We start from the raw sequence: 20,135 nt of genomic DNA on the forward strand, positions 1-20,135 counted from the left end.
TTTCTAGGCGCGGGCGCTTAGTGCGCAGCCCACTGAACGGTGTTCAAGTCGATGCCTTCCTTGGCCATTTCCCACAGCGGCGACATATCGCGCAGCTTGCCGACGCGGCTCTTGAGCAGTTCGATGGCGTAGTCCACTTCCTTTTCGGTCGTGAAACGGCCCAGGGTGAAACGGATCGAACTGTGCGCCAACTCGTCGTTGCGGCCCAGGGCCCGCAACACGTAGGACGGTTCCAGGCTGGCCGAGGTGCAGGCCGAGCCGCTGGAGACGGCCAATTCCTTGATCGCCATGATCAGGGATTCGCCTTCGACATAGTTGAAGCTGACATTCAAATTGTGCGGAACGCGCTGATCCATGTCGCCGTTGAGGTAGACCTCTTCGATCTGCGACAGGCCTGCCCACAGGCGGTCGCGCAGCATGCGAATGCGCTCATTTTCGGTGCCCATTTCCTCGCGGGCCAGGCGGAAAGCCTCGCCCATGCCGACGATCTGGTGCGTGGCCAGCGTGCCCGAGCGGAAACCGCGCTCATGGCCGCCACCGTGCATTTGCGCTTCGATGCGGATGCGCGGCTTGCGGCGCACGTACAGCGCGCCGATGCCCTTGGGACCGTAGGTCTTGTGGGCGGAGAAGGACATCAGGTCGACCTTGAGCTTTTGCAGGTCGATGGCCACCTTGCCGGTCGCCTGGGCGGCGTCCACGTGGAAGATGATGCCCTTCTCGCGGCAGATTTCACCCAGGGTTTCCACGTCCTGGATCACGCCGATTTCGTTGTTCACCATCATCACCGACACCAGCACGGTATCAGGGCGCAGCGCGGCCTTGAAGGTGTCCAAGTCGATCAGGCCGTTGTCCTTGACGTCCAGGTAGGTCACCTCGAAGCCCTGGCGCTCGAGTTCGCGACAGGTGTCCAGCACAGCCTTGTGCTCGGTCTTGACGGTGACGATGTGCTTGCCGCGTTCGGAGTAAAAGTTCGCGGCGCCCTTGATCGCCAGGTTGTTGGACTCGGTCGCGCCGGAGGTCCAGACGATTTCGCGCGGGTCGGCGTTGACCAGCTTGGCGACTTCTTCGCGGGCGCGTTCGACGGCATCTTCGGATTCCCAGCCAAACGCGTGGCTGCGCGAGGCCGGGTTGCCGAAGTTCTCGTACAGCCAGGGCACCATCTTGTCCACGACGCGGGGGTCGACGGGCGTCGTGGCCGAATAGTCCAGATAGATCGGGCGGGTGGTCATTTCTACAACTCCTGATACTGCTTATACGGTGGCGTTGGCGGCGACGGTCGCGGCCGGAGCATTGGCGGCGCTTGCGGCGCCCCCCACCCGGTTCACGCGTACCGCGCAAGCCTGCGCTTGATTGTTGGCTTCCTGCAATTGGCGCACGCGCTGCTGATCGACCAGATCTTGCAGGGACACCGAATCCAGGTAATCCACCATCTTGCGATTCAACGTAGCCCAGAGTTCGTGCGTCATGCACTTGCCCGGCTTGCCGTCGTTGCCGCTCGTACAGTCCCGCTTGCCGCCGCAACTGGTGGCGTCCAGGGGTTCGTCGACGGCAAAGATGATGTCGGCGACGGTAACGTTACGGGCCAGGCGTGCAAGCGAATAGCCGCCGCCGGGACCGCGCACGCTGTCCACGAGTTCGTGGCGACGCAGTTTCCCGAACAGCTGTTCCAGGTAGGACAGCGAAATATTCTGACGCTGGCTGATGGCCGCTAGAGTGACCGGACCGCTATGCTGCCGCATAGCCAGATCGATCATGGCAGTCACGGCGAAACGCCCCTTGGTAGTTAGCCGCATGGTAGGTTCCCTGTGATTCGGCAATGGCCGCAGGCGAATCCAGCGGTCAATACCCGAGTAATTGGCTCAAGTATAGCCTATTCCCGACTAATTTGGTATGGCTCCCGGCTAGAAAAAACCGCGCATTCGCGCGGTTTTTTTCTGCCCAGTTTCTCCGAGAACCGCCCGGCGGGCAGCCCTGCGGAAAAAACGGATCACGCCGCCTGATACTGGGTAGCGCGCTTGCGCACCAGCTCGAGCACACCCTGACAGGCGTCTTCCAGGTAGTCCAATACCTTGCCGAAACCATCGGCGCCGCCATAGTACGGATCGGGCACGGTGGCCTCCTCGAACTCGTTGGCAAAGCGCATCAGCAGCATCAGCTTGTGCTGGTAGGCCTTGGGGCACTGCTGCTGCATGGCAGACAGGTTGTCCCAGTCCATGGCGAGGATCAGGTCGAAATCGCGGAAATCCTCCGCGGTGACCTGACGCGCTTCGCAGTGCGTGATCTCGTAGCCGCGCTTGCGCGCTGCGGCCTGCGCCCGGGCATCAGGCGCCTCGCCGATGTGAAACGCGTGCGTGCCCGCGGAGTCGATGCGAACCACATCGCCCAAACCCGCGTCGTTCACCAAATGGCGAAACACGCCCTCTGCGCTCGGCGAGCGACAGATATTGCCCATGCAAACGAAAAGTACCTTGGTCATCATGGAAGTAAGTGTGCGGGAAAACCCGAGATAAGGCAAGCTTTTTTTGCGTTTGCGAGATTCGGGCCGAGCCAATACATCGCCATTATTAACTCAAACAAATCATACACTTACGACTGAATCCGGATCCTGCGCCTGAACACTGGACCCGGAGAATTCGCCTGATTGCGACAGCTTGATTGCAACGCAACAGATTTTCTAAAAATTCAGCAGACCGTCAGCCAATAGAAACATTTAGGTACACCAACCTGGCCTATACCGCCCCATCCAGAAGCACCCGCTGCTTCAGCGCGGTCAAGGCGTCGCGGGCGGCCGCCGCCTGCTCGAACTCCAGATTCCGGGCATGGTCCATCATCAGTTTCTCCAGGCGCTTGATCTCGCGGGCCAGGGCCTTTTCGTCCTTCAGGAACTCAGCCGGCACCGCCGCCTCGAGCGCATCGTGCTGCGTGGGCGCGACCACGCCGTCGATCAGCTCGCGCACGGCCTTCTGCACGCCCCTGGCAGTGATGCCATGATCGGCGTTGAATTTCTGCTGCTTGGCGCGTCGTCTCTCGGTTTCTTCCATGGCGCGCTGCATCGAATCGGTGATGCGGTCCGCATAGAGGATGGCGTGGCCATTCAGATTGCGCGCCGCGCGGCCTATGGTCTGGATCAGGCTGCGCTCCGACCGCAGGAAACCTTCCTTGTCCGCGTCCAGTATGGCAACCAGCGAGACTTCAGGGATATCCAGGCCTTCGCGCAGCAGGTTGATCCCCACCAGCACGTCGAACGTGCCCAAGCGCAGGTCGCGGATGATCTCCACGCGCTCTACGGTGTCGATATCCGAGTGCAGGTAGCGCACCCTCACCCCGTGTTCGCTGAGGAAGTCCGTCAGGTCCTCGGCCATGCGTTTGGTCAGGGTGGTGACCAGCACGCGCTCAGCTTGCGAGACGCGCGCCTTGATCTGCCCGAGCAGATCGTCGACCTGCGTGCGGGCAGGCAGGACCTCGACCAGCGGATCCACCAGCCCGGTGGGTCGGACGACCTGCTCCACGACGTTGTCGGTGTGCTCTTTCTCGTACGCAGCCGGCGTGGCCGATACGAATACGCACTGGCGCATCCGGGCCTCGAATTCTTCAAGCTTCAACGGCCGGTTGTCCAGCGCCGAAGGCAGCCGGAAGCCGTACTGCACCAACGTTTCCTTGCGCGCACGGTCGCCGCGGTACATGCCGCCCAACTGCCCGATGGTGACGTGGCTTTCGTCGATGAACATGAGCGCATCGGACGGCAGGTAGTCGATCAAGGTAGGTGGCGGTTCGCCCGGCGCCGCGCCCGACAGGTGCCTGGAGTAGTTTTCGATGCCCTTACAGAACCCCAGTTCCTGCAGCATTTCCAGGTCGAAACGGGTGCGCTGCTCCAGCCGCTGGGCCTCGACCAGATGACCGTCGTCGACAAAACGCTTGACGCGTTCGCGCAGCTCTTCCTTGATGGTTTCGATGGCGCGCAGCACGGTATCGCGCGGCGTGACGTAGTGCGAACCGGGATAAACGGTGAAACGCGGCAGCTTCTGGCGGATGCGGCCGGTCAGCGGGTCGAACAGCTCCAGGCTTTCGATTTCGTCGTCGAATAGCGTCAGGCGCAGCGCCAGCTCCGGACTTTCCGCCGGGAAGATGTCGATGGTCTCGCCGCGCACCCGGAATACGCCACGGGTGAACTCGGCGTCGTTGCGGGTGTACTGCATGGCGACGAGGCGCGCCAGGATCTCGCGGCGGGCGATCTGATCCCCAGCGCGCAGGATCAGCACCATGGCATGGTAGTCGCCCGGGTTGCCGATACCGTAGATGCAGGACACCGTGCCCACGATGATGGTGTCGCGGCGCTCCAGCAGGCTCTTGGTCGCGGACAGCCGCATCTGCTCGATGTGTTCATTGATGGACGAATCCTTTTCGATGAACAGGTCGCGCGTCGGGACGTAGGCCTCAGGCTGGTAGTAGTCGTAATACGAAACAAAGTACTCGACCGCGTTCTTCGGGAAGAACTCCCGCATCTCGGCGTACAACTGGGCGGCCAGCGTCTTGTTGGGGGCCAGCACCAGCGCCGGCCGTCCCATGCGGGCGATCACGTTGGCCATGGTGTAGGTCTTGCCGGAGCCCGTCACGCCCAAAAGCGTCTGGAACATCAGGCCGTCCTCTACCCCCTGCGTCAGCCCCTCGATGGCGGTGGGCTGATCCCCAGCCGGCGGATAGGGTTGGTACAGATGAAACGGGCTGCCCGGGAAGTCGATGAATCCAGGGCCTGGCGCGGACGGGTCCGCCACGGCCGATGCCGCCACGGGATCGGCCGCCGGGTTCGCCGCAGCCCCCGCCGTAATCGGGTCTATTGCGCTCTTAGGCATGCTAGACTCTTCCAGGGTAAACCCCTCATTATCCACAGCAGCCTGTACTGCGTCCACCCACCTCATCAGACTCCCATGAGCACCCTTTTCGATTCCGTCGAACTCGCGCCGCGCGACCCCATTCTTGGCCTGAACGAACAATACAACGCTGATACGCGTCCCGGTAAGGTGAATCTGGGCGTGGGCGTGTACTACGACGATCAGGGTCGCATTCCCCTGCTGGGCGCGGTGCGCAAGGCCGAGGCCGCCCGCATCGAAGCCGCCGCCGCCCGCGGCTACCTGCCGATCGAAGGCATCGCCGGCTACAACACCGGCGCGCAAGCCCTGTTGCTGGGCAAGGATTCGGCGCTGGCCGCCGCCGGCCGCGTGCTGACCACCCAGGCCCTGGGCGGAACCGGCGCGCTGAAGATCGGCGCCGACTTCCTGCGCCAGCTGCTGCCGACCTCCAAGGTCCTGATCAGCGATCCCAGCTGGGAAAACCACCGCGCCCTGTTCGAGCGCGCCGGCTTCGAGGTCGGCACCTATTCGTACTACGACGCCGCCACCCGCGGCCTGAATTTCGACGCCATGCTGGCCGACCTGAAGGCCGCCCCCGCCAAGACCGTCGTCGTGCTGCATGCCTGCTGCCACAACCCCACCGGCGTGGACCCCACCCCCGACCAGTGGAAGCAGATCGCCGCCGTCGTCAAGGAAAACAAGCTGGTCCCGTTCCTGGACATCGCCTACCAGGGTTTCGGCGACGGCCTGACCGAAGACGCCTCGGTCGTGCGCATGTTCGCCGATCTGGACCTGACCATGTTCATCAGCTCGTCGTTCTCGAAGTCGTTCTCGCTGTACGGCGAACGCGTGGGCGCGCTGACGGTCGTGGCCGGCAGCAAGGACGAAGCCACCCGCGTGCTGAGCCAACTCAAGCGCGTGATCCGCACCAACTACTCCAACCCGCCCACCCACGGCGGCACGGTGGTGTCGACGGTCCTGAACACGCCTGAACTCTTTGCCATGTGGGAAGAGGAACTGGCCGGCATGCGCGACCGCATCCGCGAGATGCGCAAGCAACTGGTCGACAAGATCAAGGAACACGGCGGCAAGCAGGACTTCAGCTTCGTGCTGCAGCAGCGCGGCATGTTCTCGTACTCGGGCCTGACCGCCGCGCAAGTGGATCGCCTGCGCGAAGAGCATGGTGTCTACGCCGTGTCCAGCGGCCGCATCTGCGTCGCCGCGCTGAACAGCGGCAACATCGACAAGGTCGCCAAGGGCATCGCAGCAGTGCTTTAAGGCCGCTTGCCGCGCACAGGCCCATCCGGGCCTGCCGCCAGGAACGGGACCTTCGGGTCCCGTTTTTCTTTTGGCGCGGGCCGGCTTTTTCTTTTGGCGCGGGCTGGCTTGCTTTTTTGCGCTGCGTCCCCCAGAATGGCGCTGTATATATGTACAGTCCGCTAGCACCGGATCATCGCCATGGCCAGCAAACTCACTGATCGCCAACAACAAATCCTGGACCTCATCCGGCAGACCGTCGCACGCACCGGCTTCCCGCCGACGCGCGCCGAAATCGCCCTGGCCCTGGGTTTCCGCTCCCCCAATGCAGCGGAAGATCACCTCAAGGCGCTGGCGCGCAAGGGCGCCATCGAACTGACGGCGGGCGCCTCCCGCGGCATCCGCCTGAAAGACGCCTCCCCCACTTCCACGCAAAGCGCGCTGCCGATGCCGGGTCTGGCGCAATTGCTGCTGCCCCTGGTCGGCCGCGTGGCTGCGGGCAGCCCCATCCTGGCCGCCGAGCACGTCGAGCGCGAAGTGGGCGTGGACCCCAACCTGTTCGCCCAGGCGCCCGACTACCTGCTCAAGGTCCGCGGCATGAGCATGCGCGATGCCGGCATCCTGGAAGGCGACCTGCTCGCCGTGAAGAAAGCCTCGGAAGCCCGCAACGGCCAGATCGTGGTGGCCCGCCTGGGCGACGACGTCACGGTCAAGCGGCTGCAGCGCCAGAACGGCCACATCGAACTCCTGCCCGAAAACCCCGATTTCGAACCCATTGTGGTCGAAGCCGGCCAGGATTTTGCGCTGGAGGGCATTGCAGTAGGCCTGATCCGCACACACGCACTGCACTAGACCCCGGCGTTCTGCCTCCGCGCACTACGTAAAAAAACCCCGCCGATTTTCTTGGCGGGGTTTTTTGTTGAAGGCCCTGTCTTGGAGAAACGCCACCCGAGGGCGGCGTCCTCCAGGCGTTCATCAGTGCTTGAGTACCGGATCGGTCGAACCGGGTTCGGCAGGCTTGGCCACCAGGGGTTCCTTGACGGCCTCTTCCTCGGCCAGGGGCTCCGGCAGGCGCTCAAGGGCCATTTCCAGCACCTTATCGATCCAGCGCACCGGCACGATTTCAAGGTGGTTCTTGACGTTGTCCGGGATCTCCGCCAAATCCTTGACGTTTTCTTCCGGGATCAAGACCGTCTTGATGCCGCCACGGTGAGCTGCAAGCAGCTTTTCCTTCAGGCCGCCGATGGGCAGGACTTCGCCGCGCAGCGTGATCTCGCCGGTCATGGCGACGTCGGCGCGCACCGGGATGCGCGACAAGGCCGACACCATGGCCGTGGTGATCGCGATACCCGCGGACGGACCGTCCTTGGGCGTCGCGCCTTCCGGCACGTGCACGTGCATGTCGTGCTTCTCGAAGACGCTGTCGGCAAAGCCCAGGCGGCGGGCGCGCGAACGCACCACCGTGCGGGCCGCTTCGACCGATTCCTTCATCACGTCGCCCAGCGAACCGGTGCGTTGGATGACGCCCTTGCCCGGCATGTCCGCGACTTCGATCGTCAGCAGATCGCCGCCGACTTCGGTCCAGGCCAGACCCGTCACCTGACCGATCTGGTTTTCCTTTTCGGCCATGCCGAAGGCGTAACGGCGCACGCCCAGGAAATCGCTCAGGTTGTCGCCCGTGACGTTGACCGGTTTGACCTCGACGGTCTTGCCTTCAGCCTTGGCGCGGTCGTTCTGGGTCAGCAACTGCTTGATGACCTTGCGGCAGATCTTGCCCACTTCGCGCTCGAGCGCACGCACGCCGGCTTCGCGGGTGTAGTAACGCACGATGTCGCGCAGCGCGCTGTCGTCGACCGTGAGTTCGCTATCCTTCACGCCGTTGTTCTTCATCAGCTTGGGCAGCAGATGGTCGCGGGCGATGTGGATCTTCTCTTCCTCGGTATAACCCGACAGGCGGATCACTTCCATGCGGTCCAGCAGGGCCGGCGGAATGTTCAGTGTGTTGCTGGTAGCCACGAACATCACGTCGGACAGGTCGAAGTCGACTTCGATGTAATGGTCCTGGAACGTATGGTTCTGTTCCGGATCCAGCACTTCGAGCAGCGCCGACGAGGGATCGCCACGGAAATCCATGCCCAGCTTGTCGATTTCGTCGAGCAGGAACAAGGGATTGCGCACGCCGACCTTGGACATGTTCTGGACGATCTTGCCAGGCATGGAGCCGATGTACGTACGACGATGGCCGCGGATCTCGGCTTCGTCGCGCACGCCGCCCAGCGCCATGCGCACGAACTTGCGGTTCGTTGCCTTGGCGATGGATTGGCCGAGCGAGGTCTTACCCACGCCAGGAGGGCCGACCAGGCACAGGATGGGCGCCTTCACCTTGTCCACGCGCTGTTGCACGGCAAGATATTCGAGGATCCGTTCCTTGACCTTTTCCAGACCGTAGTGGTCGTTGTCCAGCACCGTTTCCGCGTTGCTGATGGAATTGTTGATCTTGCTCTTCTTCCTCCAGGGGAGGTTGATGAGCGTATCGATGTAGTTGCGCACCACGGTGGCTTCGGCCGACATGGGCGACATGAGCTTGAGCTTCTTGAGCTCGGCATCGGCCTTCTTGCGCGCCTCTTTGGGCATGTGGGCAGCGATGATCTTCTTTTCAAGCTCTTCGATGTCCGCGCCCTCTTCGCCTTCGCCCAACTCTTTCTGAATGGCCTTGACCTGCTCATTCAGGTAGTAGTCGCGCTGGCTCTTCTCCATCTGCTTCTTCACGCGGCCGCGAATCCGCTTTTCGACCTGGAGGATGTCGATTTCGGTTTCGAGTTGCGTGAGCAGGCCTTCGAGGCGCTCGGAGGTGCCGACGATCTCGAGCATCTTCTGCTTCTGCTCGAGCTTCAGGGGAAGATGTGCGGCGATCGTGTCGGCCAGGCGCCCGGCATCATCAATGCCAGCCAGCGAGGTCAGGATCTCCGGCGGGATCTTCTTGTTCAGTTTTACGTACTGCTCGAACTGAGCCACGATGGCGCGGCGCAGGGCCTCGGTCTCGGAGCCTTGCATGGCGTCCGGTTCGATCGGGCTCACCTGGCAGGTGAAGTGCGAATCGGCGTCTTCGATGCTGTTGATACGGGCGCGCTGGGTGCCTTCGACCAGCACCTTGACGGTGCCGTCGGGCAATTTGAGCATCTGCAGGATGCCGGCTACGCAGCCGATCTCGTAGACGTCTTCGGGGGTGGGGTCATCCTTGCCGGCGGATTTCTGGGCCACGAGCATGATGCTCTTGCCCGCTTCCATCGCAACCTCGAGCGCGCGGATAGAGCGCGGACGGCCGACGAACAGCGGGATGACCATGTGCGGAAACACCACGACGTCGCGCAGTGGGAGCAGGGGCAGGTCGATCGGGTCGGAAGGCAGGGTCTGGCTGGCAGACATAGGAGGTTCCTCGGTATGACTCGGCGTATCGGGGACGGGAGATCCGGGTATACCCGGGCAATCCACGTCGGTTACGTCTGTTATGGGAACAATAGCCGAAAATTCAAGATCTCGGCGCCCGGATAACCCAAAGGCTGGAAAAAACCCCGGGGCGGCACTCCCAGTATGCAAGCGTCGCGCCTGCGGGAAAAGCGTGTTTGCACCCGGGAATGCGCCTTAGGCAAAAAAACCCGTTACAGGAACGGGCTTTTTTGAAATATCAGGCTGCGGCGTCGCGGACTTCTCCGCGTTCTGGCTTGTCGGCAGCCGCGTCCTCGTCGGCGTAGATGAGCAATGGCTTGCCCTCGCCTTCGATGGCGCCCTCGTCCAGCACCACGCGCTTGACGTTGCCTTGGGAAGGCAGGTCATACATGGTGTCGAGCAGGGCCTGCTCGATGATGGAACGCAGGCCGCGTGCGCCCGTCTTGCGGCGCAGCGCCTTGCGGGCGATCGCCTTCAGGGCCGCGGGCCGCACGTCGAGCTCAGCGCCTTCCATGGCGAACAGCTTCTGGAATTGCTTGAGCAAGGCGTTCTTGGGCTCGGTCAGGATCTGCACCAGGGCCGCTTCGTCCAGTTCGTCCAGGGTGGCGACCACCGGCAGACGGCCGACCAGCTCGGGAATCAAGCCGAACTTGATCAGGTCTTCCGGTTCGACTTCGGAGAACAGCTCGCCCACGCCGCGTTCCGACTTGGCGCGCACCGAGGCCGAAAAGCCGATGCCCGATTTTTCGGTACGGTCGCGGATGACCTTTTCCAGTCCGTCGAAGGCGCCGCCCACGATGAACAGGATGTTGGTCGTGTCGACCTGGACGAAGTCCTGGTTGGGGTGCTTGCGGCCGCCCTGCGGGGGCACCGAAGCGACCGTGCCTTCGATCAGCTTCAGCAAGGCCTGCTGCACGCCCTCGCCCGACACGTCGCGGGTGATGGACGGGTTGTCGGACTTGCGGGAAATCTTGTCGATTTCATCGATGTAGATGATGGCGCGCTGCGCCTTTTCCACTTCGTAGTTGCAGTTCTGCAGCAACTTCTGAATGATGTTCTCGACGTCTTCGCCCACGTAACCGGCTTCGGTCAGCGTGGTGGCGTCGGCCATGACGAAGGGCACGTTCAGCATGCGCGCCAGCGTCTGGGCCAGGAGCGTCTTGCCCGACCCGGTGGGGCCGATCAGCATGATGTTGCTCTTGGAGAGCTCGACTTCGTCGCCCTTGATCTCGCCGTGGCGGATGCGCTTGTAATGGTTGTAGACGGCCACGGCCAGCATGCGCTTGGGCGAGTTCTGCCCGATGACGTACTGGTCGAGGAAGGTCTTGATTTCAGCCGGAGTGGGCAGTTCGGAACGAATCGCCGCGCGCGCGGTGGCTTGCGCCTCCTCGCGGATGATGTCGTTGCACAAGTCTATGCATTCATCGCAGATGAATACCGACGGACCCGCGATCAGCTTGCGGACTTCATGCTGGCTTTTATTGCAAAACGAGCAATGCAGCACTTTTGCGTCTGCCGATCCCTTTTTTTCAGGCATATTTCTTTCGTATCTCAGGTAAAGATGCGCCAGGCTGGAACTTAGCCTAGCGCATGCGCTTACTCAAACATGATGGCAGCGGGTCAGATCAACCTGGAAGTCAGCCTTCCGAGCGGGAGGTCATCACCTTGTCCACCAGTCCATACGATACCGCATCTTCGGCCGACATGAAGTTGTCACGCTCCGTGTCTATGCCGATGCGTTCCATGGTCTGGCCGGTGTTTTCAGCCAGGATGCGGTTCAGGCGTTCGCGCAGGTCCAGGATCTCGCGAGCCTGGATCTGGATATCCGAGGCCTGCCCTTGGGCGCCGCCCGAGGGCTGGTGGATCATGATGCGCGAGTTGGGCAGGGTGAAGCGCTTGCCCTTCTTGCCTGCGGCCAGCAGGAACGCGCCCATGCTGGCCGCCAGGCCGGTGCACAGGGTGGACACGTCCGGCTTGACGAACTGCATGGTGTCAAAAATGGCCATTCCCGCGTACACCGACCCGCCGGGCGAGTTGATGTATAGGGAAATGTCCTTGTCAGGATTCTCCGATTCCAGGAACAGCAACTGCGCCACGACCAGGTTGGCCGTTGCGTCATTGACCGGACCCACCAGGAAAATGAGCCGCTCGCGGAGCAGACGCGAATAGATGTCATAGGCGCGCTCGCCGCGCCCCGACTGCTCGATCACCATGGGAATGTAGCCCAGGCCGGTGGGGGTCACCGAAGACCCGCCATTCATTGCCGCATAGAAATCGGTGAATCTCTGCATAGTGTTACGCCATCCCCATCAACTGATCGAAAGGCACCTTCTCTTCGGTGACCTTGGCCTTTTCCAGCACGTGCGCGACGACATTGTCTTCCAGCACGATAGCCTCGATTTCAGCACGACGCTGGCGGTCAGCCAGGTAATAGCTGACAACCTGGGCGGGTTGTTCGTAGTTCTCGGCGAACTCTTCGATACGCGCGCGAACTTGCTCGGGCTTGGCTTGCAACTGGGCTTGCTTGACCAGCTCCGACACCAGCAGGCCCAGGCGCACACGGCGCTCGGATTCGGTGGCGAAGGCTTCAGCCGGGATCGGCACGGATTCGGCGTTCGGGATGCCGCGCTGCTTGAGCTCTTCGCGGGCAGCGGCGACGCGGCCTTGCACGTCGTTGTCGACCAGTGCCTTCGGCACGTCGAACTTGCCGGCTTCGACCAGGGCGTCCATGACGCTGGACTTGGTGCGGCCAGCCGAGCGGACCTTGACTTCGCGTTCGATGTTGCTGCGGATGTCGGCCTTCAGCTTTTCGACGTCGCCTTCGGCCTGGCCGAGGGACTTGGCGAATTCGCTGTTCAGCTCGGGCAGCACGCCTTCAGCCACTTCCTTGACGGTGATGGTGAATTCGGCGGTCTTGCCGGCGACTTCCTTGCCTTGGTAGTCATCGGGGAACTTGAGCGGGAAGACCTTGCTTTCGCCAGCCTTCAGGCCGCGGGCGGCTTCTTCGAATTCCGGCAGCATGCGGCCTTGGCCGAGCACGAACGGGAAATCTTCGGCCTTGCCGCCTTCGAACGGCACGCCGTCGATGGTGCCGGCAAAGTCCAGCGTGACGCGATCGCCGTCTTGCGAGGCGCGGCCTTCACGGGCTTCGAACGTGGCGCGCTGCTTGCGCAGGACGTCCAGCGTTTGCTGCACTTCGGCGTCGGTGACGGCCGTTTCGTAGCGGGTCACGGCCAGGGTCGACAGGTCCGGCACGGCGACTTCGGGATAGACCTCGAACGTGGCGGTAAACGCCAGCGTGTCGTCGGCAACGCCGTCGGTCTTGGGTTCGAGGTTCGGGGCGCCAGCGACGCGCAGCTTGGCGCCGTCGACGGCTTGTTCAAAGGCACGGCCAACTTGGCCATTGATCACGTCGTAGCGGATGCCGGGGCCATGGCTGCGCTCGAGCATGGCAAGCGGAGCCTTGCCAGGACGGAAGCCGGGGACCTTGGCGGTCCGTGCCACGCGCTTCAATTGCGCCTGGACTTCCTTTTCGACGTCGGCCACCGAGACGGCCAGATCAACACGGCGCTCCAGGCCGGAGAGGGTTTCAACCACAGGCTGCATTAAAAGACCTATTTTCCGAGAGATAAAGAGATGACGGGCGGATAAACGCGGCATTTTACCGGAAACTTCCGGCCCCCTGACGCAAAGGGGCGCGAGCACCCGGATAAGTCCGGATACTCGCGCCCCGTTTTCCACCCGGAACGGGAGGAGAAACGCCTGTACGGACGCTTTATTTGGCCTTGGCGATGCGCTCTTCGATGTGCTGCGCACGCTTGGCCGAGGACGGGTGCGAGCTCATCATATCGCTCTTGCCGCCGTCGAGTTCGGCCAGCTTCTGGAAGGCCGTCACCAGGCCGCGGGTATTGAGACCCTTGGCCTGCAACTGGTCGAAGGAATAATCATCGGCGGCGCTTTCCTGCGATTGCGAGAATTGCGCGTTGATGAACTTCTCGGTCAGGTCGCCCAGTTGAGACGAGCTCAGCGCGGCCACGGTAGCGCCGCCTGCCGCATTGGCGGCGTCGCGCGCGGCGGAAACGGTGTAGGCGGTCTGCATTGCCTTCTTGCTGTGGCCCAGCGCGACGTGGCCGATTTCGTGGCCCACCACGCCCAGCACTTCATCGTCGGTCATCATGTCCATCAGGCCGCTGTAGACGCGGATGCAACCGTTGGCCATGGCCCAGGCGTTGACGTCCTTGGTGACGTAGACCTTGTAGCTGGCCTTCTGGCCGTTGACGGTGCCGCCCAGTTGCTTGGCGATCTTCTGCAGGCGGGCGTCGTACTTGCTGCCGGGAGCAGCAATCTTTTCCTGCGAATCGCTTTGCGCGCAAGCCTTGTCCGACAGGGTCTTGATTTCGGCATCGCTCAGCGTGGCCGCCTGAACGACCTTGCTGCCGGCGCCGACCAGGCCGCCGATGTCCAAAGCCTGGGAGGCGGAGAAAGGGGCGAGCGCAACGCTCAAGGCGGCAACGGTGTAGCGGATCTTCATGGGAACAAACTCCTCTTTACTGGCTCTATGCGAACGAGGCCGCAATTCTATATACGACCAATGCACACAAAGCGTTTCGCCACACAGTTTCGCAAATGCCAGCTTTCCTTACATAAAACCCCAACAAGATCCGCGCAGTCATGCTAGCCGGCGCTTGCGCCGGACTGGATCGCTCTTAAAAAACTGATATCTGCGGCAACGCGGCATTGATAGAATTGCGCCCGCCTTTTTCGCACATACCATTCGGCTCGCACCCACAAATGAACTCCAACACCCCTCCCCGCCTGGGCTTGCTGCCCAGCCTCATCTTCAGCTCGCGCTGGCTGCAACTGCCCCTGTACCTGGGCCTGATCGTCGCCCAAGGCGTCTACGTCATGCTGTTCCTGAAAGAGCTGTGGCACTTGGTGACGCACGCCAGCAGCTTCGGCGAAATGGAGATCATGCTGCTGGTGCTGGGCCTGATCGACGTGGTGATGATCTCGAACCTGCTGGTCATGGTGATCGTGGGCGGCTACGAAACCTTCGTGTCCCGCCTGCGCCTGCAGGGCCATCCTGACCAACCGGAATGGCTCAGCCATGTGAACGCCAGCGTGCTCAAGGTCAAGCTGGCGATGGCCATCATCGGCATCTCCTCGATCCACCTGCTGCGCACCTTTATCGAAGCCGGGACGCTGGGCACCCCCAACGCGCGCTTCTCCGAGGCCGGCGTGATGTGGCAGACCGTCATCCACGCGCTGTTCATCCTGTCGGCGCTGGGAATCGCGCTGGTCGACAAGCTTGCCACGCCGCCCGCCAACCACGCCAAGCACTGACGCCAAATCAGTCTCCGCGAGCCTCGCCCGCCTTGCGGGACGCACCAGGCCTCGGGAGCAAAAAAAGCCCCCGCACATTGCGTGCGGGGGCTTTTTTCTGGGCGGAGCGCCGGGCCGGCCCGGGGCGCTGCCCTGCGAAGGTCAGGCCGCTACCTTGATGTTCTTTGCGCTGGGACCCTTGGGGCCGGTGCCGACCTCGAAGGTGACGCGCTGGTTCTCCTGCAGCGACTTATAGCCTTCGCTGCGGATCTCCGAGTAGTGAGCGAAAAGATCCTTGCTGCCGTCGTCGGGCATGATGAAGCCATACCCTTTTTCGGCGTTGAACCACTTAACGATGCCGGTTGCCATGGAATGTCCTTGAACCTAGAAAAAGCGATTGCTCGCGGGGCGCCAGATCATCAAGGATGGGAGAGGAAGCAACCGCAGTACCACTGACGGCGACAAGTGAAACGCAGACCGCGTCGCTTGAGAATCTCGCTAAACCCAGTGTATTGGCGAACCCCGAAAAACGTCAAATATCCGCAAGTTTGACGGCGCCCCGAAAGCGGCGGAAAGCAAGGCCGGGCAAGGGTTTGCACCGGCGCCATCCACCTGGAATTTTCAACTTGCCACGCGTGGACACAAGCGGATACTTGATGCCGCGCCGCTGCTCGAACAGCCGTTTCCCACGGTCGCGACCGCGCTATCCGGCGAAGCCGCCGGAATCGAGGAATTCCTGCTCTGCCTGCGAGGTCTGCCGGCCAAGCGCGGCATTGCGATGGGGAAAGCGTCCAAAGCGTTTGATGATGTCGCGATGCAGGACCGCCCAACGCAGCGTGTCGGCATCCAGCGGCTCCATCAAGGCCACGCCGCGGTTCTGCGCCGCGAGGTTTTCCGCATGTTCGAAAGGCAGGTAGAAGAACGGACGCAGTTGCGGGTCCACCGCCAGGTCGTGGCCCGCGGCAATGGCGCGATCGGCGAAATACTGGGCCAGCGGGTCCGTGGCGAACATGTGCGCGGTGCCGCGGTAGGCATTGCGGGGAAACTGGTCCAGCAGAATCATCAGCGCCAGAGCGCCCGTGGCGTCATCCAGCCACGCATCCAGCTGGCGCGCCGCGGCTGCCATGTGGGCGGCTTCGAAACGGGCGCGAAAGGCAGCGTCGAACTCCGCGTTCTTACTGAACCATTGCTGCGGACCGGCATCGATCCAGAACGTGACCACGTCCTGAGCCTGCGGGGCAATCTGCGTGGAGAAAGATGAAGTCATGAGAACGCGCATCCTGAAGTCTGAGCAAGGGCGACGATAACAGAGACCGTGCCGGCATTAGGGCTCATACACCAGATGAATGAATCGGGTGCGATTTCAGTATCAGGAATTACCGCACTCTAGGGATTACCCTGACATTATTGGCGGACAGATACTTTCCATGTTTAGGAAATGCTGCCGCAGAAAACAAAAAAAGCCCCACGAGGGGGCTTCTACCGAAAACTCAGACCCTTACAGGACCTGGATCTTCGTGGCTTGCGGGCCCTTGGGGCCATTGGCCGTCACAAAGCTGACGCGCTGGTTCTCTTCCAGAGACTTGAAGCCCGAGCCCTGAATTTCGGAGAAGTGAGCGAACAGATCCTTACCACCCGCTTCCGGAGTGATGAAGCCATAGCCCTTTTCCGAGTTGAACCACTTGACGACGCCGGTTTCCATACTGTATTTCCTAGAGATAATGGGCAAATGCCCGGAGGTCACGAATCAATCAAGGAGGGGACAGTAGAACAATAACGCTGAGCCGGAAAAGGCACGGCACTGAACGAAAATCGCAACGCTTGTGATCGTGTGCCGACACTATCGTTAGGTTCCCCTCACAAGTCAACATAATCCTAAAAAATGCGTGCCAATAATGCAACAAAGAGAAACTGCACGCGGATTTCACACATTTTCATAGGCAATAAGAAGTCCTGCATAGGTGTTTACACCCACGCATCATAAACAAACTATCAAGGCTTATATAAATGCCGCCTGCCCGCGTACGAGGATTTCTTCATACGCCGTTCGGGCTAGCACTTTGGTTTGCCGCCAGGCTTACTCGTCGATAGGTAAACCCAGCAGATCGAGCGCCGCGCCAAAAGCATCGGGGCCCGAGCAAAGGAAAACCGCCACGTCGCCGGGATTCATATTCTCCAGGACTTGGTCGATCTGTTCTTGCGCATTATCAACATTGTCGACACTAGAGGCGTGTATGTCAGCCCCAGCTTCGACCTTTTCACGCGGCACGATGTCTGCGATCGCATTGAGATCCGTCACGCCATCTACGACGTAGACGCTGATGCTCTCGCCATCCAGCGTGGTGTGCAGCTCGACGCCGCCCGCTATGTCGGCAACCTGCCGACTTACTATTTCCATGATCCATCTTCCTTGATTTGCGGGCACCGCCCGCCTGGGCACGCACCTTGCAGGTGCACTCGCACGCCCAGGCGCGACTATAACAGCCTTGGGCTAATGCTTCTTGACAGTAGGACCAAGTGACTGCCGCGCGGCCCCCGAAGTGGCGGCGACGGAACGGGTGCGCACCCCGGCGTCGGCCAGCGCGCGGATCAGCGGCTTCTGCGCCGCCAGGAAGGCGCCCTTCTCCTCTCCGGCCAGCTTGCAGATGAACATCTGCGCCAGCAACTGCGTGCGGCGGGCCTTGCGGTTGTCAGCCTCCTGGGCGAGCCAGTCGCCGACCCAGGCCGCCGCCGCGTCGGCATCTGCCTGCAGCTTGATGTGGCCAAGCAGGTCGAACACGGTCACGCCTGCGATGCGGCCGTCCTCGCCGCGCGTGAGAAAGAGCTTGGCGGCCTGGCCCGTATAGCCGGGGACCAGCGCGAGGCAATCGCGCTCTGCGGGTTTCTTCATGGGATCTGCATGTATCGGTTGTCGAGAACCCTGGACTGTAACCCGGCCGCGCGGCTGTCGCGTGGCAGCAATGGATCTCTGCTATCGTCGCCCTATCTTTTACCCCCAATGAATGGTGGACATCATGCAACGCGATTTCGATCTGGTCGTCACTATCCTGGGCGCCCTGCGCGACGCCCCGGGCCCCAACCTGAGCACGCACGACATCAAGAACGTGGCGCTGGCGCCCCATCCCGAAGAACAGGGCCTGCAGGTAATTGCACACCACCTGGACCTGCTGGAGGACGCTGGCCTGGTCAAGCAGATCAGCGAGACCGCGGCGACCGCGGGCGCAACGCGCTGGCGCATCACCTGGAAGGGCTACGACGCCCTGGAGCAGGATGAGGACGACGAAGACGACGAGGATTTCGACGCGGAAGAATAAGGCGCCGGGCGCCCCAGGCTCAGCGGCGCAGCAGGATGCGCCGCGTCAGCAGCGACGCGGCGGCGCCGATCACCAGGCTGAACATGAAAGCGGCGATCGACAGCATCGCCGACAGCTCGCTGAAGCCGCCGTGGCGGGACAACAGGAACACTGCCACGCCCACCGCCGCCGCCAGCGCGGCAACCCCCAGCAGCACATGCTTGACGGAGCCCAGGCGGCCGCATAGCGAGCCGCCAACCAACGCCGCCGCCACCATCGCGGCCATGGACCAGAACAGGTATTCGTACTGCATGCGGACGGTCTCCCCCGAAGGTATTGAGGCGCAGGCATTATAGGCGCGGCCTCGCACGCGTCCGCGCGTGCGCGGACCGCTAGGCTACGGCGACCACGCTGATCTCGACCAGGGCGCCGTAGTGCAGTTCGCGGGTGGGCACGATGGCCCGCGCGGGCCGGTGATCGCCGAAACACAGTTCGTACACCCCGTTGACCTCGTCCCAGAGCGCCACGTCCGGGATGTATACCGTCACGCTGGCGACGGTGGCAAGCGAGGCGCCGGCCGCTTCCAGGATGGCGCGGACGCTGCGCAGCGCTTCCCGGGTCTGGGCGGCCGCGCCGCTGGCCAGCGCGGGCCGCTCCCCAGGAGCTGCGGGCGGCAAAAAGCCCAACTGCCCCGAGACAAAGATGAAGCCGTTGGCGCGGACCGCCTGCGAATAGTGGCCGGCGGGCGGCGTGGCCTGATGCGTATGGATGAGTTCCATGCGTGCCTCCTCTTGAATGACGGCTACCAGCCGCGAAAGCGTTCCCAATGCGCCACCACTTCGGGCGAACCCGGGCGCACGACCTCGTAGGCGTCGTGCTGGGCGCAGGTGGCGCAGGCGTGGTTGGGCACGATGCGCAGCTTCGCGCCCAGCGGCAGTTCGGGCAGGGCCGCGCCGCTGCCGGGGCGTACCTTGATGATGCCCTGCTCCTGGTTGGTCTCGGCCAGCAGCAGGTCGGGATAGACCGTGCCGTCCGCATCGCACACCAGGCCGTACAACTGATCCACCCGCTGCCTGGCGGTGCCCCGGTCGCGCGACATGGCCATCCATCCGGCGTCGACCAGGATCCAGCCCTTGTCGGGTTGATGGCCGATTACGGTCGTCAGAACGGTGGCTGCAATGTCATCCACCGAACACACGCCCAGCCCTGCCATCACCAGGTCGAAGAATACGTACACGCCGGCGCGGACTTCCGTCACACCATCGAGCCTGTGGGCGAAATGCGCGGTGGGCGTGGACCCCACGCTGACCACCGGACATGGCAGGCCGGCCTGGCGGATCGCCTGGGCGCAGGTAACCGCCGCCAGGCGCTCCTGCTCGGCCATGTCGGCAATGGCTTCGACGCTGTCGCAACCGTAGGACTCGCCGGCATGGGTCATCACGCCCCTCAGGCACGCGCCGTCCTCGTGCAGGACCCGCGCGATCGCCAGCAGTTGCGCGGTGTTGCCCGGCTGCACACCAGCGCGGTGGCCGTCGCAATCGATCTCGATCAGCGCGGGGATGGCGTCACCCGCTTCCCGCCCCCGCTGGGCGACGGCGCGCGCCGCCTCCAGGCTGTCCACCACCACGGTGAGATCCACGCCGCGCCGCCGCAGCGCCAGCACGCGGTCCAGCTTGGCGGGCGACACGCCCACGGCGTATAGCAGGTCGGTGACGCCGGCGGCCGCGAACTGCTCGGCTTCCTGCAGCGTGGACACGGCCGCGGGCCCCTGCGGCGAAGACATGAGCCGGCGCGCGACGTCGATGGATTTGGGCGTCTTCAGGTGCGGGCGCAGTTGCACGCCGTGCCCGGCCATCAGCGCGTTCAGGCGCTCGATGTTGCGCGCCATGCGCGTTTCATCCAGCAGCAGGCATGGCGTGTCGAGGGTATCGAGGGAGGAAGGCGTGGCGTTCTGGTTCATGGCGCTCTC

21 protein-coding genes are annotated in these 20,135 nt (G+C 62.7%); 4 read left to right on the forward strand and 17 right to left on the reverse strand.

Annotated features, from left to right (window positions below):
• Window positions 1–17: 17 nt before the first annotated feature.
• From AXYL_RS19630 to uvrB, 4 genes are all read right to left on the reverse strand, one after another.
• The gene (locus AXYL_RS19630; RefSeq protein ID WP_013394597.1) at window positions 18–1,229 is read right to left on the reverse strand and encodes an IscS subfamily cysteine desulfurase; all 1,212 of its coding nucleotides are present in this window, start codon (window positions 1,227–1,229) and stop codon (window positions 18–20) included.
• 21 nt (window positions 1,230–1,250) lie between these two features.
• On the reverse strand, window positions 1,251–1,793 hold the full coding sequence (gene iscR / locus AXYL_RS19635) for a Fe-S cluster assembly transcriptional regulator IscR (protein ID WP_013394598.1): 543 nt from the start codon (window positions 1,791–1,793) through the stop codon (window positions 1,251–1,253).
• Between the two features lie 194 nt (window positions 1,794–1,987).
• A complete protein-coding gene (locus AXYL_RS19640) occupies window positions 1,988–2,479 on the reverse strand; it encodes a low molecular weight protein-tyrosine-phosphatase (protein WP_006386176.1) in 492 nt (163 codons plus the stop codon).
• Window positions 2,480–2,729: 250 nt separating this feature from the next.
• Complete coding sequence (uvrB, locus tag AXYL_RS19645) at window positions 2,730–4,850, reverse strand: excinuclease ABC subunit UvrB (RefSeq protein ID WP_237709918.1); 2,121 nt, start codon at window positions 4,848–4,850, stop codon at window positions 2,730–2,732.
• 75 nt (window positions 4,851–4,925) lie between these two features.
• Here uvrB and AXYL_RS19650 point away from each other — a divergent pair, with 75 nt between their 5' ends.
• Together AXYL_RS19650 and lexA are read left to right on the forward strand one after the other, a co-directional pair.
• Window positions 4,926–6,125: an amino acid aminotransferase gene (locus AXYL_RS19650; RefSeq protein ID WP_013394600.1), complete on the forward strand. Its 1,200-nt coding sequence runs from the start codon at window positions 4,926–4,928 to the stop codon at window positions 6,123–6,125.
• A gap of 180 nt (window positions 6,126–6,305) precedes the next feature.
• Window positions 6,306–6,956 (forward strand): transcriptional repressor LexA, encoded by a 651-nt coding sequence (gene lexA, locus AXYL_RS19655; RefSeq protein WP_013394601.1) that lies wholly within the window; start codon window positions 6,306–6,308, stop codon window positions 6,954–6,956.
• A gap of 123 nt (window positions 6,957–7,079) precedes the next feature.
• On the opposite strand, the gene lon is transcribed toward lexA, so the two are convergent.
• The 5 genes from lon to AXYL_RS19680 all read right to left on the reverse strand — a co-directional run bounded on the left by lon (window position 7,080) and on the right by AXYL_RS19680 (window position 14,082).
• The gene (gene lon, locus AXYL_RS19660; RefSeq protein ID WP_013394602.1) at window positions 7,080–9,530 is read right to left on the reverse strand and encodes an endopeptidase La; all 2,451 of its coding nucleotides are present in this window, start codon (window positions 9,528–9,530) and stop codon (window positions 7,080–7,082) included.
• Window positions 9,531–9,789: 259 nt separating this feature from the next.
• Window positions 9,790–11,088 carry an ATP-dependent Clp protease ATP-binding subunit ClpX gene (gene clpX / locus AXYL_RS19665; RefSeq protein ID WP_013394603.1) on the reverse strand — a complete coding sequence of 433 codons (1,299 nt, stop codon included), beginning with the start codon at window positions 11,086–11,088 and terminating at the stop codon, window positions 9,790–9,792.
• A 100-nt stretch (window positions 11,089–11,188) separates the two neighbouring features.
• On the reverse strand, window positions 11,189–11,842 hold the full coding sequence (clpP, locus tag AXYL_RS19670; RefSeq protein WP_013394604.1) for an ATP-dependent Clp endopeptidase proteolytic subunit ClpP: 654 nt from the start codon (window positions 11,840–11,842) through the stop codon (window positions 11,189–11,191).
• 4 nt (window positions 11,843–11,846) lie between these two features.
• Complete coding sequence (gene tig / locus AXYL_RS19675) at window positions 11,847–13,157, reverse strand: trigger factor (protein ID WP_013394605.1); 1,311 nt, start codon at window positions 13,155–13,157, stop codon at window positions 11,847–11,849.
• Between the two features lie 169 nt (window positions 13,158–13,326).
• On the reverse strand, window positions 13,327–14,082 hold the full coding sequence (locus AXYL_RS19680) for a M48 family metalloprotease (RefSeq protein WP_013394606.1): 756 nt from the start codon (window positions 14,080–14,082) through the stop codon (window positions 13,327–13,329).
• Window positions 14,083–14,342: 260 nt separating this feature from the next.
• Between AXYL_RS19680 and AXYL_RS19685 the strand changes: the two genes are divergently transcribed.
• On the forward strand, window positions 14,343–14,894 hold the full coding sequence (locus AXYL_RS19685; protein ID WP_013394607.1) for a TIGR00645 family protein: 552 nt from the start codon (window positions 14,343–14,345) through the stop codon (window positions 14,892–14,894).
• Between the two features lie 141 nt (window positions 14,895–15,035).
• On the opposite strand, the gene AXYL_RS19690 is transcribed toward AXYL_RS19685, so the two are convergent.
• The 5 genes from AXYL_RS19690 to AXYL_RS19710 all read right to left on the reverse strand — a co-directional run bounded on the left by AXYL_RS19690 (window position 15,036) and on the right by AXYL_RS19710 (window position 17,763).
• Entirely contained in the window at window positions 15,036–15,242 is a 207-nt protein-coding gene (locus tag AXYL_RS19690) for a cold-shock protein (RefSeq protein ID WP_006225311.1), read from the reverse strand.
• 334 nt (window positions 15,243–15,576) lie between these two features.
• The gene (locus tag AXYL_RS19695) at window positions 15,577–16,140 is read right to left on the reverse strand and encodes a DUF924 family protein (protein WP_013394608.1); all 564 of its coding nucleotides are present in this window, start codon (window positions 16,138–16,140) and stop codon (window positions 15,577–15,579) included.
• Between the two features lie 231 nt (window positions 16,141–16,371).
• Window positions 16,372–16,575 (reverse strand): cold-shock protein, encoded by a 204-nt coding sequence (locus AXYL_RS19700; protein ID WP_006220190.1) that lies wholly within the window; start codon window positions 16,573–16,575, stop codon window positions 16,372–16,374.
• 375 nt (window positions 16,576–16,950) lie between these two features.
• Window positions 16,951–17,271 carry a hypothetical protein gene (locus AXYL_RS19705; RefSeq protein WP_013394609.1) on the reverse strand — a complete coding sequence of 107 codons (321 nt, stop codon included), beginning with the start codon at window positions 17,269–17,271 and terminating at the stop codon, window positions 16,951–16,953.
• 93 nt (window positions 17,272–17,364) lie between these two features.
• Complete coding sequence (locus tag AXYL_RS19710; RefSeq protein ID WP_013394610.1) at window positions 17,365–17,763, reverse strand: hypothetical protein; 399 nt, start codon at window positions 17,761–17,763, stop codon at window positions 17,365–17,367.
• A gap of 124 nt (window positions 17,764–17,887) precedes the next feature.
• On the opposite strand from AXYL_RS19710, the gene AXYL_RS19715 reads away from it, so the two are divergent.
• A complete protein-coding gene (locus AXYL_RS19715) occupies window positions 17,888–18,187 on the forward strand; it encodes a DUF2513 domain-containing protein (protein WP_041655757.1) in 300 nt (99 codons plus the stop codon).
• Window positions 18,188–18,206: 19 nt separating this feature from the next.
• Here the strand turns inward: AXYL_RS19715 and AXYL_RS19720 are convergent, their stop codons facing one another.
• From AXYL_RS19720 to AXYL_RS19730, 3 genes are all read right to left on the reverse strand, one after another.
• Window positions 18,207–18,479, reverse strand: coding sequence for a hypothetical protein (locus AXYL_RS19720; RefSeq protein ID WP_013394612.1), 273 nt, complete (start codon window positions 18,477–18,479; stop codon window positions 18,207–18,209).
• 79 nt (window positions 18,480–18,558) lie between these two features.
• Complete coding sequence (locus AXYL_RS19725) at window positions 18,559–18,945, reverse strand: RidA family protein (protein ID WP_013394613.1); 387 nt, start codon at window positions 18,943–18,945, stop codon at window positions 18,559–18,561.
• Window positions 18,946–18,968: 23 nt separating this feature from the next.
• Complete coding sequence (locus tag AXYL_RS19730) at window positions 18,969–20,126, reverse strand: DSD1 family PLP-dependent enzyme (protein ID WP_013394614.1); 1,158 nt, start codon at window positions 20,124–20,126, stop codon at window positions 18,969–18,971.
• Window positions 20,127–20,135: the final 9 nt, after the last annotated feature.

The sequence above is a fragment of the Achromobacter xylosoxidans A8 genome (genome assembly GCF_000165835.1).
Taxonomy (GTDB): Bacteria; Pseudomonadota; Gammaproteobacteria; order Burkholderiales; family Burkholderiaceae_B; genus Achromobacter; species Achromobacter xylosoxidans_B.